Here is a 12999-nt window from a genome sequence, read left to right on the forward strand (position 1 = left end):
TCACCAGGTGCGTCTCGTCTCAGCCAATGTCAACGGTATTCGCGCCGCGGCCCGGCGAGGTGGGCTCTCCTGGCTCGCCGAGCAGCACGCCGACGTCATCGCCCTGCAGGAGGTCCGGGCCAGTGGTGACCAGCTGCGCGACGTCCTCGCGCACGGGGGGTTGGGCGAGTGGTTCATCGCATCTGCTGAGGCCAGCACCAAGGGCCAGGCCGGCGTCGCGGTCCTCACCCGCCAGCCACCATCTCGCGTGAGCAATGACATCGGCTCACCGGAGTTCGCAGGTGCCGGACGATGGGTCGAGGTCGACGTGCGTGGGCCGCACGGCCCGGTCACGGTCATCTCGACCTATGTCCACACCGGAGAGGCGAACACGCCGAAACAGGACGAGAAGCTGCGTTTCCTCGACGCAGTCGGCTCGCGTCTCGAGCACCTCGCCAGCGACGGCGGGTATGCCGTCCTCACTGGTGATCTCAACATCTGCCACTCGGCCGACGACCTGAAGAACTGGAAGGGCAACCTGGGCAGGTCCGGCTTCCTGCCCGCGGAGCAGGCGCACCTCGACACGTGGGTGAGCGCCCATGGCTACGTCGATGTCCACCGCACTCTCCATGGTCCCGGACCCGGTCCCTACACGTGGTGGTCGTGGCGGGGGAAGGCCTTCGACAATGACGCGGGGTGGCGCATCGACTACCACTTCGCGAGCGCGCCGCTCGCCGACCTGGCGACGCGTGCGGAGGTCGGCCGCGCGGCGGCATACGCAGACCGTTGGAGCGACCACGCGCCGCTGACGGTCGACTACGAGCTCACGCTGGAGTGAGGTCCTTGGCGGCGGGGCCCGCTGCGGTGACGGAGAACGACTTCGGCGCCGTGAGCTTCGCGTCGGCGAAGGCCGCCTCGATGGCAGCAGAGACGCGGTCCACGTCGGCGACGGGGACCAGCGCGATGGCCGAGCCGCCGAACCCTCCGCCCGTCATCCGAGCGCCGAGCGCACCCTCGGCGACGGCGGTGTCGACGACGAGGTCGAGCTCGGTGCACGACACCTCGTAGTCGTCGCGCAACGACTCGTGGGACGCGACGAACAGCCGCCCGACCTCCTCGAGGTCGTTCCTGCGCAGTGCCTCGACGACCTCGTCGACGCGGGCGATCTCGGTGACGACGTGCCGAGTCCGGCGCCGAAGCACGTCGTCCGGGAGCCGCGCGAGGGCCTCGTCGAGTGCTCCGGGGTCGATGTCCCGGAGGAACTCGACGCCGAGGAGGTCGGCGGCGGTCTCGCACGAGTCGCGGCGAGCGCCGTACTGACCGTCGGCCAGGGCATGGCTCGCGCGGGTGTCGGTCACGAGCAGGACGACGTCGTGGGCCGACAGGTCGAACGGCACCTGGCTCGTGGAGCCGTCACGACAGTCCAACCGCAACGCATGACGCTCGGTGCAGTGCATCGCGGCCGCCTGGTCCATGCCGCCGGTGGGCGCTCCGGCGACGTCGTTCTCGGCACGCTGGCAGGCCGCGGCGAGCGCGGAGCGTCCCTCTGTCGTCTCGAGGAGCCCCAGCCCGAAAAGGTCCGACGCCGCTGCAGCCACCGAGCACTCGAGGGCTGCGGAGCTGGACAGTCCGGCCCCGAGGGGCACCTGGCCGTCGACGACGACGTCAAGTCCGCGGACGGCATACCCGGCCTCGCGCAGCGCCCACAGGACACCGGCGACGTATGCCGTCCAGCCGCCCGGGTGCCCGGGTGCCACGTCGTTGATGCGCACCTCGACGGAGGAGTCCTCCTGGAGCGAGTGGATGCGCAGGACGTCGTCGTCACGTGCAGACGCGGCGCACATCGTGCGCTGGGGCAGGGCGATGGGGAGGGCCAGGCCGCCGTTGTAGTCGGTGTGCTCACCGATGAGGTTGACCCGACCGGGGGCGGACCACACGCCGTCAGGGGCGTGGCCGAAGCGGGCGCTGAACGTCTCCGTGAGGCTTGGCACGCTGCGAGTCTAGGTGCGGCCACCTGACACAATGACGCGCATGTCCGCACCCGACGCGCCCACGGCGGCTCCCCGGATCCTCTCCGGGATGCAGCCCACCAGTGACTCCCTCCACCTCGGCAACTACCTCGGGGCACTGGTCAACTGGGTGAAGCTGCAGGACACGTACGACGCGTACTACCCGGTCGTCGACCTGCACGCGCTCACCGTGCAGACCGACCCTGCGGTCCTGCGCAACCGGACCCGGTTGACAGCCGCGCAGTTCGTCGCCGGTGGCGTCGACCCGGAGCGGTCTGCGGTGTTCTGCCAGAGCCATGTCCCTGAGCACGCTGAGCTGGCTTGGGTCATGAACTGCCTCACGTCCTTCGGCGAGGCGAACCGGATGACGCAGTTCAAGGACAAGACGGCCAAGGGACAGAGCGCCACGGTCGGCCTGTTCACCTACCCGATGCTCATGGCGGCGGACATCCTCCTCTACGACACCGCCGTCGTGCCCGTCGGCGAGGACCAGCGCCAGCACCTCGAGATCACGCGCGACCTCGCCGAGCGCTTCAACACCCGCTTCGGAGAGACCCTTGTCGTGCCCGAGCCCTACATCGTCAAGGGTTCGGCCAAGATCATGGACCTCCAGGACCCGACGTCGAAGATGAGCAAGACCAGCTCGTCACCCAAGGGCCTCATCGACCTCATGCAGGACCCGGCCAAGATCGCCAAGAACATCCGTTCGGCCGTCACCGACACCGAGGCCGAGATCCGCTACGACGTGGACAACAAGGCGGGCGTGTCCAACCTGCTCGTCATCCACTCGACCCTGTCCGGCACGTCGGTGGAGGACCTGGAGAGGTCGTTCGCGGGGCGTGGCTACGGTGACCTCAAGAAGGAGGTCGCCGACGTCGTCGTCGCCGCCGTCGAGCCGTTCCAGGCGCGGATGGGCCAGTTGCTCGACGACCCGGCCGAGCTCGACCGCATCCTGGCGTCCGGCGCCGTGCGGGCCCGGGCCGTGGCGCAGTCGACGATGGCGCGTGTGCGCGAGAGCGTCGGCCTCCTCCCTGCCGGCCGATAGGGTCGAGCGCATGCCCACCCACGGCGTGTCGATCACGGTGCCCGAACCCCACGGGTCCGTCCTCCAGCAGGCTCGGGAGCGCTTCGGGGACCCGCTGGCGCGCTTCATCCCGCCGCACGTGACGCTGCTGCCGCCCACCGAGATCGACGCGACCTCCCTCGACGCCTTCGAGGAGCACCTCGCCGTCGTGGCGCGGTCGCACGCACCCTTTCGGATGACGCTGTCGGGCACCGGGACGTTCCGCCCGTTGTCGCCGGTCGTCTTCGTCCAGGTGTCGTCGGGCATCTCGCAGTGCGAGCTCCTCGAGACCGCCGTTCGGCAAGGGCCGGTCGAGCGCCGCCTCGACTTCAACTACCACCCGCACGTCACCGTCGCGCACAACCTGGGTGAGGACCGGCTCGACGAGGCCTTCGAGGGTCTCGTCGACTTCCGGTGCACGTTCGAGGTCGCGTCGTTCGAGCTGTTCCACCAGACCGACGACGGAGTGTGGCGACCCTTGTCCTCCTTCACGCTGGAGGCCTGACCATGGATCGGTTGAAGCAGGTGTGGGCGCGTCTGCAGCGGACGCGGATCTGGCACGCCTGGAAGCGCTACGGCGACGTCCGCGGCAACCTTCTCGCCGGTGGCGTGACCTACTTCGCGTTCTTCTCGATCTTCCCGGCGGTGGCGCTGGCCTTCACGATCTTCGGGGTCCTGCTGCAGGACAACGAGCAGTGGCTCGACCAGATCCGCAGCTACCTGGACAGCACGCTGCCAGGGTTCATCAAGCAGGGTGACAACGACGGGCTCATCCCGCTCGAGGTCCCGACCGGCAACACCCTCACCGTCACCGGACTCGTCGGTCTGGGTGGTCTGCTCTTTGCGGGACTCGGCTGGCTCGGCGCACTCCGGGACGGCATCCGCGCCATCTTCGGCGCCGAGGGCGCACCGGGCAACGTCGTCACCGCCAAGCTGCGCGACCTCGGCGTCCTCGTCATCCTCGGTCTCGCGATCGTCGTCTCGGCCGCGGTGACCGGTGTCGCCGGCGCAACCACGTCCTGGCTCGCGGAGCAGGTCGGGCTCGGGGGACAGAAGTGGCTGCTGTCCGTCATCGCGTTCGCCGTCGGGGCAGTGCTCGACGGGCTCGTCGTCCTCGTCATGCTGCGGCTGCTCTCCGGAGTCGACGTGCCTCGGCGCGGCCTCATTGGTGGTGCCGTGGTGGGCGGGATCGGTCTCACGCTCCTCAAGGTCCTCGGCGCGACCCTCATCGCCGGCACGACGAGCAACCCGCTCTTCGCGTCGATCGCCGTGGTGGTCGGACTCCTGGCCTGGCTCAACCTCATGTCGCGCGTCATCCTCCTGGCAGCGGCCTGGAGCGCGAACTCCCTCGACCTGGACGAGCACGACCTCACCGAGGGGCAGCGCGTCAAGCTGCTCGAGGGACCGGAGCCCGCGGACCTGGCGGACGCGCCGATCGAGACGCCGGACGCGAACTCGGCACGACGGCATACGGATCGAGTGCTCGCGCCCACGGCGAAGCGCGCGGATGACCGGGTCAACCTCGCCCTGGGCGCTGTGCTCGGTGCGTCCGCGGCGGCCGGCGTCGCCGTCGTCGGCAGGGGACTTCGCCGCCTCGGCGCCCGCCGCTGACGCTTAGGTCGTGCCGAGCACCGTCGGTGCTGCGCGGCGCAGGGCGTCGCGCCAGTGCCCCAAGGGCTCGATGCCCGCGGTGGCCCAGCGTTCGTGGGAGAGCACGGAGTAAGCCGGCCGTGGCGCCGGTCGCGGGAACGCGTCGGTCGTCGTGGGGGTGACCCGCTCGGGGTCGAGGCCCAGCTCCTCGAAGATCGCCCGGGCGAAGCCGAACCACGTCGTCTCGCCGGCACCCGTGCCGTGCCAGACACCTCCGGGCGCCTCGCTCTCGACGAGGCGCACCAGGCCGGCGGCGAGGTCAGCCGTCCACGTCGGCTGACCTCGTTGGTCGTCGACGACAGAGAGGGTGTCGCGCTCACCGGCGAGCCGGGCCATGGTGGCAGCGAAGTTCGGTCCGCCGGCACCATAGAGCCAGGCAGTGCGCACGACCAGGGCCGACGGACAGTGCGTCCGGACGGCCCACTCTCCTGCCGCCTTGGTCCGGCCGTAGGCCGAGCGGGGAGCGATGGGTGCATCCACGGCATACGGGACGGTGGCGTCTCCGGCGAAGACGTAGTCCGTGGAGACGTGGACCAGACGCGCTCCGGCGTGGGAGGCGGCGACGGCGAGGTTGGCGGCGCCGACGGCGTTGACGCTGAAGGCCTGGGCCTCCTGGGTCTCGGCGTCGTCGACGGCCGTCCAGGCCGCGAGGTTCGCGACGACGTCATGGCCCTCGACCGCTCCGGCGCAGGCGACGGGGTCGGTGACGTCGAGGTCGGTGCGGGCGCAGGCCGTGACCTCGTGACCGGCACGGATCAGGGTCGGGACGAGGTCGTGGGCGAGCATCCCGCCCGCGCCGGTGACGAGCCAGCGTGCCATCAGTGCTGGATGACGCTCTGCGTGGCGGCGTAGCGGGCCTCGGTGGCGTCCTTCATCGGGCGCCACCACGCCTCGTTGTCCCGGTACCACTCGATGGTCGCCTCGAGCCCCTCGCGGAAGCTGGGGTACTCGGGCTCCCACCCGAGCTCGGTCCGCAGCCTCGTCGAGTCGATGGCATAGCGGCGGTCGTGACCTGGCCGGTCGGTGACGTGGTCGAAGTCGTCGGGCGCCCGGCCCATGAGCTCGAGGATGTCGCGCACGACCGTCTTGTTGTCGACCTCGCCGTCGGCGCCGATCAGGTAGGTCTCGCCGATCTCGCCACGTTCGATGACCGCCCACACCGCGCGGTTGTGGTCGTCGACGTGGATCCAGTCCCTGACGTTGAGCCCGTCGCCGTAGAGCTTGGGCCGGACGTCGTCGATGAGGTTGGTGATCTGTCGGGGGATGAACTTCTCGACGTGCTGGCGCGGGCCGTAGTTGTTGGAGCAGTTCGAGATCGTGGCCCGCACGCCGAAGGAGCGCACCCACGCGCGCACGAGCAGGTCACTCGCACCCTTGGTCGACGAGTACGGGCTCGACGGGTTGTAGGGCGTGGCCTCGGTGAAGCGGGCCGGGTCGTCGAGGTCGAGGTCGCCGTAGACCTCGTCGGTGGAGACGTGGTGGTAGCGCACCCCGTGGCGCCGCACGGCCTCGAGCAACGTGTAGGTGCCTATGACGTTGGTGTGGACGAACGGCCACGGGTCCGACAGCGAGTTGTCGTTGTGCGACTCCGCCGCGAAGTGCACGACGAGGTCGTGCTCGGCGACGAGACGCTCCACCAGGGTGGCGTCGGTGATGTCGCCCTCGACGACGTCCACGCGGTCGTCGAGCCCGGCCAACGAGGCCCGCGAGCCGGCATACGTCAGGGCGTCGAGCACCGTGACGGTGACGTCCGGCCGCGTGGCCAGGGTGAGGTGGACGAAGTTCGATCCGATGAAACCGGCTCCACCGGTGACGAGAATGCGCACGCGGGGGAGCCTAGCGGCGGGAGCTAGGGTGGCGCGCATGAAGGGCATCATTCTGGCCGGGGGCTCTGGCACGCGCCTGCATCCCATCACCCGCGGCATCAGCAAGCAGCTCATGCCCATCTATGACAAGCCGATGGTCTACTACCCGCTGTCCACCCTGATGATGGCCGGGATCCGGGAGGTCCTCGTCATCACCACCCCCCAGGACCGCGACCAGTTCGTGCGCCTGCTCGGCGACGGGCACGAGTGGGGCATCGAGATCTCGTATGCCGAGCAGCCGAGTCCCGACGGGCTCGCCCAGGCCTTCATCATCGGTGCTGACTTCATCGGCGACGACACCGTCGCCCTCGTGCTGGGCGACAACATCTTCTACGGCGCGGGCTTGGGCACCTCCCTGCGCAGCCTGTCCGACGTGACCGGCGGACACGTCTTCGCGCACCACGTCAGCGAGCCCACGGCATACGGCGTGGTGGAGTTCGACGACGACGGACGAGTGCTGTCGATCGAGGAGAAGCCCTCCGAACCGAAGTCCAGCTTTGCCGTGCCCGGTCTGTACTTCTACGACAACGACGTCATCGAGATCGCCCGAGAGCTCAAGCCCAGTGATCGCGGCGAGCTCGAGATCACCGGCGTCAACGACGCCTACCTGCGCCGCGGCGACCTCACCGTGACGGTCCTGCCCCGGGGCACCGCCTGGTTCGACACCGGCACCTTTGAAGGCCTCATGGACGCCAGCCAGTTCGTCCACCTCATCGAGGCTCGCCAGGGGACCAAGATCGGCTGCGTCGAGGAGATCGCCTGGCGGGCGGGCTGGATCGACGACACGCAGCTCTCCCAGCTCGGCGACGACCTGGCCAAGAGCGGCTACGGCGGCTACCTCCACGCCTGCCTGGCCGAGGCCAGGAGGCGGGCCTGATGCAGATCGAACCGCTCGGGATCGAGGGCGCCTACGTCATCACGCCGCGACAGTTCCCCGATGACCGGGGAGTCTTCCTCGAGTCCTTCCGGGGCGACCGGCTCGCCGAGCACCTCGGCCATCGGCCCGACATCGTGCAGACCAACGTCTCCGTGTCGTCGCGGGGGACCGTGCGAGGCATCCACTTCGCCGACATCCCCCCGGGGCAGGGCAAGTACGTCACCGCCCTCACCGGCTCGCTGATCGACTACGTCGTCGACCTCCGGGAGGGTTCGCCCACGTTCGGCTGGGTCGAGGAGGTGCTGCTCGACGCCAGTGCCCGCCGGGCCGTCTATCTCACTGAGGGGCTGGGCCACGCCTTCTGCGCGCTGGAGGACGGGACGACGGCGATGTACCTCTGCACCGCGGCCTACAACCCCACCGGGGAGCACGGCATCCACCCACTGGACCCGGACATCGGGTTGTCCATCCCCGTCGGCCTGGACGTCACGCTGTCGGCCAAGGACGAGGCCGCGCCCACCCTGGCTGACGCGAGGGGTGCGGGGCTCCTCCCGACCTATGCCGACTGGCAGGAGCACGTCGGCCGCTTGTAGGCGGGGCGCCCCGACCCCGGTCACGTCTGCTCAGCGGTGACGACCCGTCAGGGCTCGACGCCGACGCCAAGACACACGGCCGGCACCCGCCGCCACGACGAGGGCGAGCAGTGCGGCGCCGCCGAGCAAGGCCACCGGTGACCGGGTCACCTCCCCGTCGGACGGGCGGACGGCGGCCGCGTGGGCGCCCGGGCTGGCGACCGCGTCGGCCCCCGGCCCGGCTGCCGCGCTGGATCCTGTCTCAGGTGGTGCCTCAGGTGGTGCGGGAGCGGCCGGTGTGTCGTCGGGGACGACAGGCGGTTCGGGGAACTCGCCGCGTTCGACGAGGCGCCCGACCGGACGGGCCAACTCGCCGTGGGCGAAGGCCCAGTCCAGGAGTGACGCGGCGGGCCGCCAGCTGCTGCCCGTGCCATACATCTCCGTGACGATGTAGGTCCGCCCGCCCCTGCGCGCCGCGCCGATGAAGGTGCGATGGGCGGCCTTGGTGAAGCCGTTCTTGACACCGATGGTGCCGGGGTAGTTCCACAGCAGCCGGTTGTGGTTGCCGATGACGAACGTGCCCCGGGCGCGTGAGGTGCGCGTCGGCACGGAGGGGAAGGTCGCGGTCTTCGTCGTCGCGAGCCTGGCGTAGGCCGGCAGCCTGATCGCGGCCCGACCGAAGAGCGCGAGGTCGTAGGCGCTGCTGCGTTGGCCGGGAGCGTCGAGGCCACTCGGGTCGACGACGACGGTGTCGTGCGCCCCCAGCTCGTCGGCGAGGACGCCCAGCTCGGTGACGGTCTTGGGTAGGCCACCGTTGAGTGCCGCCAGGCCGTATGCCGCGTCGTTGCCGGACGACATGACGAGCGCCTGGAAGAGCTGCTGGGCCGTGTAGGTGGCCCCGGCGACCATGCCGACGCGGGTGCCGTCGGCGTCGGCCTCCGCCCTGGTGGCCGTGAGGACGGCGGTGGGCCGGATCCGAGGAAGGAGGTGGATCGCGGTGAGCGTCTTGAGGGTGCTCGCCGGCAGGAGGTGGGCGTGGGGGTTCTTGGCGGCGAGGATCTCACCGGTGTCGGCGTCGGCGATGACCCAGGCGACGTCACTCACCGCTGGAGGTGCGGGGACACCGGCCGGGGTGTCGACGATGACGCTGTTCATCTGCGCGAGGCGGGGACCGCCGATGCTGAGCGCGGGGTCGAGGGTGTCGGTGACCCGCGGCAGACTGGCGCTGGCGCTGGCGCTGGGGCTGGCGCTGGGGCTGGCGCTGGGACTGGGGCTCGCACTGCCGCCGGCGCTGGAGCTCGGCCCGAACGCGGGCCCATCCTGGGCCGATGCCGTGACCGGGGCCGCCGTCAGCCCCGCCGTGACAAGGGCCGTCATGGTGACGGCGAACGCACGGGAAGGGGCCACCGATCGACCCTACGCGACGGGGCGGTTCAGGCGGCGCGAACAGACCTGGCCAGGCGGGCGGACCCGTAGTGACCCACGAGCTGCTCGGTGAGGGTCTCCCACGAACGACCGCGGACGGCCTGCTCCGCCGCCGTGCCCAGTCTCGAGCGCCACTGCGGGTCCCCGACGAGGGCGTCGACGTGGTCGTGCAGTGAGCCGGGTAGGTCGGGGTCGAAGAGCAGGCCTGTCCGGCCGTGGTCGACGAGGTCGAGTGGACCCCCTCGAGCCGGTGCGACGACGGGCAGGCCGAACGCCGCCGCCTCCTGGAGCGTCTGGCCGAAGGTCTCGCGGGTGCCCGTGTGCACGAAGACGTCCAGGGCGGCATACGAGCGGGCAAGGTCGTCGCCGGACTGGCGTCCGAGGAAGATCGGTGAGCGGTTCGGACGGCCCGGCATGGATGCCACCGCCTCGGTGAGCTGGGCTCCGATCTGGGCCCGGTTGGGGCCGTCCCCGATGATGACGAGCCGGGTGCCGGGGATTTGCGCGACCTCGGTGAGACGCCACAGCTCCTTCTCGGGGGCGAGCCGACCGACGTAGCCGAGGAGCACCTCACCGCTCGGTGCGAGCGCCCGACGCAGCTCGAGCGTGCTGGGGTCGGTGCGCCACCGCGGCGAGAACAGGCTCGTGTCGACGCCGCGGGCCCAGAGGTCGGTGCGCGGAACTCCGTGCGAGCGGAGGTCGGCCAGGGTCGACCTCGACGGTGCGAGCGTGAGGTCGGCGTGGGCGTGCATGCGGCGGATCCATCGCCAGGCGGCGTTCGCCGCGCCGGCGCCGAGGCGGCCCGGACCGTGCTGGGCCAGATAGCTGGGCATGTCGGTCTGGTAGATCGCGACGGCGGGCGTGCCAGTGAGGTCGGCGAGCTGGAGGGCGCGGGCGCCGAGGATGAACGGTGAGGCTGCGTGGATGACGTCCGGCGCGAACTCCTCGAGAAGCTCGGCGCAGCGCCGGAGTCGGCACACCGGTGGGGAACTGGCGCACGCTGACCGACGGCAGGCCGCGGACGCGGAATCCCTCGAACGTCGTCGGAGCCGGACCCGGCGCGATGATGAGTGCCTCGTGACCGAGCGCGCGCAGCGACTGGGCCACGCGGCACACGCTCGTCGTCACACCGTTGAGCGTGGGGAGGAAGGACTCCGTCACCATGGCAACTCGCATGCGTCCACGGTCCCGGGGTCCGGTGGTGCGTGAGCAGCCCCTGGAGGTGTGTCAGGTGAGCACGACGTGAACGTCAGACGCCCGGCAACGTGACGAGGAAGACCTCGCCGCTGCCCGTCACCGTGACGTCGTGGTCCCTCGCTGACAGGTATGCCGCCCGCACCGGTCCCAGCGCGAGCGTCGCCTCCGAGCTGGTGAGGGTGACGTCGCCGTGGAGGCAGAAGACGATGCGGGGAGTGCCGTCGCCCGGGATCGCGACCTGGTCGGGGGAGTGCAGGCGGCGCAGGGCGAAGCGGTCGGACTCGCTGGGGAAGCGCTCGGTCGCCGGGAGCTGTGGGTCTGGGTCGGCGTGACCCACCCTGCCGTCGGCGTCGGGGTCGACGATGCGCAGGAGCTCGGGCACGTTGAGCTCCTTGTCGGTCAGTCCGGCGCGGACGACGTTGTCGGAGTTGGCCAGGACCTCGATGCCGAGTCCGCCGACGTAGGAGTGCAGCACGCCCGCGGGCACGTCGATGTAGTCACCCGGCTCGAGGACGCGGTGGTACATGAGCAGCAGCACGGCGAGGCCGATGTCGTCGGGGTGGTCCTCGGCGACGTGCGCGATCGCGGCGCACTGGTGACCCTCGTCGTCCGGACTGGCCGAGACGCGCACGCAGGCGGCGACGAGCTCGCGGGCGAAACCGGTGTGCTCGTCCTCGGGCGTGGCGAGGATGGCGGCGAGCAGGGCATGGCTGGGGTCGGTCCGGGTGCTCGCGGCCTCGACGAGGTCGGTGAGCCGGGGGATGGCGAGGCGCTTGGCGAGGGAGGCCACCTCCTCGGGAGTGCGCATGCCGACGAAGACGGTGAAGGGAGCGATCGCGACGAGCATCTCGGGCTTGGCCCAGTCGTCGACATAGGTCGCGTCGACGTGGCTCCGCTTCCGGTCCTGGTCGCGGACGACACGAGCCTGCTCGGCGGTGGGATGGGCCTGGATCGAGATCGCGCGACCGGGGGCGAGGACCTTGAGGAGGAAGGGCAGGCGCCCCTCGAAGTCGGCGGCGCACCGGCCTCCGAGCTCGCCGGCCGGATCGGCGCGGATGACGTCGGCGAGCGTCGTCGGGACACCGTGCCGGGTGATGCCACACGGGCCGCTCTCGTGGGCGCCCATCCACAGCTCGGACTCGGGCTCGGCGCTCGGGATGCTGCGTCCCTGGAGGCTCGCGATGGACACGTGCGAACCCCAGGCGTCGGTGAAGAGCACCGGCTCCAGCAGATCCATCGGGCCATCGTAGGTGTCGGGGTGGTTAGCCTGACGGACATGTCAGACATTGCGGGGTTCTGGGCCGTCATCCCTGCTGGGGGAGCCGGGACCCGCCTGTGGCCGCTCTCACGGGCGGGTCATCCCAAGTTCCTCCACGACCTCACCGGCTCGGGGCGCAGCCTGCTCCAGGAGACGGTCGACCGCGTGACCCCCCTCGCCGACGACCGCGTCATCGTCGTCACCGGCGCCGCCCACGCGACGGCGGTGCGCGACCAGCTGCCCACGCTGCGGACCGGGCAGGTGCTCGCCGAGCCGGCCCCGCGTGACTCGATGGCGGCGATCGGACTGGCTGCGGCGGTGGTCGAGGCCCGCGACCCCGAGGCGGTCGTCGGCTCCTTCGCTGCGGACCACGTCATCCCCGACCGTGCGGCCTTCCACGCCTGTGTCGCCGAGGCCGTCGAGGTCGCTCGCAGTGGCCTGGTCGTCACCATTGGCATCGAGCCCACACATCCCTCGACGGGCTTCGGCTACATCCAGATGGGGGCCCCGATCCCGGGGGTGGCGACGGCCCGGCGAGTGCGCCAGTTCGTCGAGAAGCCGGACTCCGGCCGCGCAACCGCCTATCTGTCCACGGGTGAGTTCCGTTGGAACGCAGGCATGTTCGTCGTCCGCGCAGCGACACTGCTCGACCTGCTCCAACGCTGGCACCCCGAGCTCGCCGAGGGGGTGCGAGCCATCGCTGCCGAGCCGGGCCGGCTAGACGAGATCTGGCCGACGCTCGAGAAGATCGCCATCGACCACGCCGTCGCGGAGCCTGCGGCCGACATCGGAGTGGTCGCCGTCGTCCCGGGTGACTTCGCCTGGGACGACATCGGTGACTTCTCGAGCCTCGCGTCACTCCTGCCCGAGCCCGAGCTGGGTCCGCGCGTCCTCGGCGACGCCGCGCTGGTCCACTCCGTCGACTCCACCGGTCTGGTCTCACCGCGCGGAGGCCGCCCGATCGCCGTCGTCGGCATCGAGGACGTCGTCGTCATCGACTCCGGTGACGCGGTGCTCGTGACGACCCGGGACCGGGCCCAGGACGTCAAGCAGGTCGTCGAGCAGCTCAAGGCGCTGGGCCGCACCGACCTGACGTAGCCCGAC

13 protein-coding genes and 1 pseudogene are annotated in these 12999 nt (G+C 70.7%); 7 read left to right on the plus strand and 7 right to left on the minus strand.

Features of this window, described 5'->3' with window-relative positions:
• Nucleotides 1-7: 7 nt before the first annotated feature.
• Nucleotides 8-817, plus strand: coding sequence for an exodeoxyribonuclease III (locus ACZZ98_RS13215; protein ID WP_463516673.1), 810 nt, complete (start codon nt 8-10; stop codon nt 815-817).
• Here the strand turns inward: ACZZ98_RS13215 and galK are convergent.
• A complete protein-coding gene (galK, locus tag ACZZ98_RS13220; protein ID WP_463516674.1) occupies nt 804-1970 on the minus strand; it encodes a galactokinase in 1167 nt (388 codons plus the stop codon). The genes ACZZ98_RS13215 and galK overlap by 14 nt on opposite strands.
• Before the next feature lie 31 nt (nt 1971-2001).
• On the opposite strand from galK, the gene trpS reads away from it, so the two are divergent.
• From trpS to ACZZ98_RS13235, 3 genes are read left to right on the plus strand one after another with little or no spacing between them, the layout of a single operon-like run.
• Complete coding sequence (gene trpS, locus ACZZ98_RS13225; RefSeq protein ID WP_463516675.1) at nt 2002-3033, plus strand: tryptophan--tRNA ligase; 1032 nt, start codon at nt 2002-2004, stop codon at nt 3031-3033.
• Between the two features lie 10 nt (nt 3034-3043).
• Nucleotides 3044-3556: a 2'-5' RNA ligase family protein gene (locus tag ACZZ98_RS13230; protein ID WP_463516676.1), complete on the plus strand. Its 513-nt coding sequence runs from the start codon at nt 3044-3046 to the stop codon at nt 3554-3556.
• Nucleotides 3557-3558: 2 nt separating this feature from the next.
• Entirely contained in the window at nt 3559-4662 is a 1104-nt protein-coding gene (locus tag ACZZ98_RS13235) for a YihY/virulence factor BrkB family protein (protein WP_463516677.1), read from the plus strand.
• Nucleotides 4663-4665: 3 nt separating this feature from the next.
• On the opposite strand, the gene rfbD is transcribed toward ACZZ98_RS13235, so the two are convergent.
• Entirely contained in the window at nt 4666-5520 is an 855-nt protein-coding gene (gene rfbD / locus ACZZ98_RS13240) for a dTDP-4-dehydrorhamnose reductase (protein WP_463516678.1), read from the minus strand.
• Nucleotides 5520-6527 (minus strand): dTDP-glucose 4,6-dehydratase, encoded by a 1008-nt coding sequence (gene rfbB, locus ACZZ98_RS13245; protein ID WP_463516679.1) that lies wholly within the window; start codon nt 6525-6527, stop codon nt 5520-5522. The genes rfbD and rfbB overlap by 1 nt, the downstream gene beginning before the upstream one ends.
• Nucleotides 6528-6564: 37 nt before the next feature.
• On the opposite strand from rfbB, the gene rfbA reads away from it, so the two are divergent.
• Nucleotides 6565-7443 carry a glucose-1-phosphate thymidylyltransferase RfbA gene (gene rfbA / locus ACZZ98_RS13250; protein WP_463516680.1) on the plus strand — a complete coding sequence of 293 codons (879 nt, stop codon included), beginning with the start codon at nt 6565-6567 and terminating at the stop codon, nt 7441-7443.
• Nucleotides 7443-8036, plus strand: coding sequence for a dTDP-4-dehydrorhamnose 3,5-epimerase family protein (locus tag ACZZ98_RS13255; RefSeq protein ID WP_463516681.1), 594 nt, complete (start codon nt 7443-7445; stop codon nt 8034-8036). Before rfbA ends, ACZZ98_RS13255 begins: the two co-directional genes overlap by 1 nt.
• A gap of 30 nt (nt 8037-8066) precedes the next feature.
• Here ACZZ98_RS13255 and ACZZ98_RS13260 read toward each other — a convergent pair whose 3' ends face one another.
• The 4 genes and pseudogenes from ACZZ98_RS13260 to manA all read right to left on the minus strand — a co-directional run bounded on the left by ACZZ98_RS13260 (nt 8067) and on the right by manA (nt 11874).
• The gene (locus ACZZ98_RS13260) at nt 8067-9422 is read right to left on the minus strand and encodes a D-alanyl-D-alanine carboxypeptidase family protein (protein ID WP_463516682.1); all 1356 of its coding nucleotides are present in this window, start codon (nt 9420-9422) and stop codon (nt 8067-8069) included.
• Nucleotides 9423-9448: 26 nt separating this feature from the next.
• A complete protein-coding gene (locus tag ACZZ98_RS13265) occupies nt 9449-10009 on the minus strand; it encodes a glycosyltransferase (protein ID WP_463517782.1) in 561 nt (186 codons plus the stop codon).
• Between the two features lie 132 nt (nt 10010-10141).
• Nucleotides 10142-10438: pseudogene (locus tag ACZZ98_RS13270) on the minus strand (glycosyltransferase); the annotation flags it as partial.
• A gap of 251 nt (nt 10439-10689) precedes the next feature.
• On the minus strand, nt 10690-11874 hold the full coding sequence (manA, locus tag ACZZ98_RS13275) for a mannose-6-phosphate isomerase, class I (protein ID WP_463516683.1): 1185 nt from the start codon (nt 11872-11874) through the stop codon (nt 10690-10692).
• Between the two features lie 39 nt (nt 11875-11913).
• Between manA and ACZZ98_RS13280 the strand changes: the two genes are divergently transcribed.
• Nucleotides 11914-12993 carry a mannose-1-phosphate guanylyltransferase gene (locus ACZZ98_RS13280; protein ID WP_463516684.1) on the plus strand — a complete coding sequence of 360 codons (1080 nt, stop codon included), beginning with the start codon at nt 11914-11916 and terminating at the stop codon, nt 12991-12993.
• Nucleotides 12994-12999 lie beyond the last annotated feature (6 nt).

Source organism: Knoellia sp. AC549, assembly GCF_979258975.1.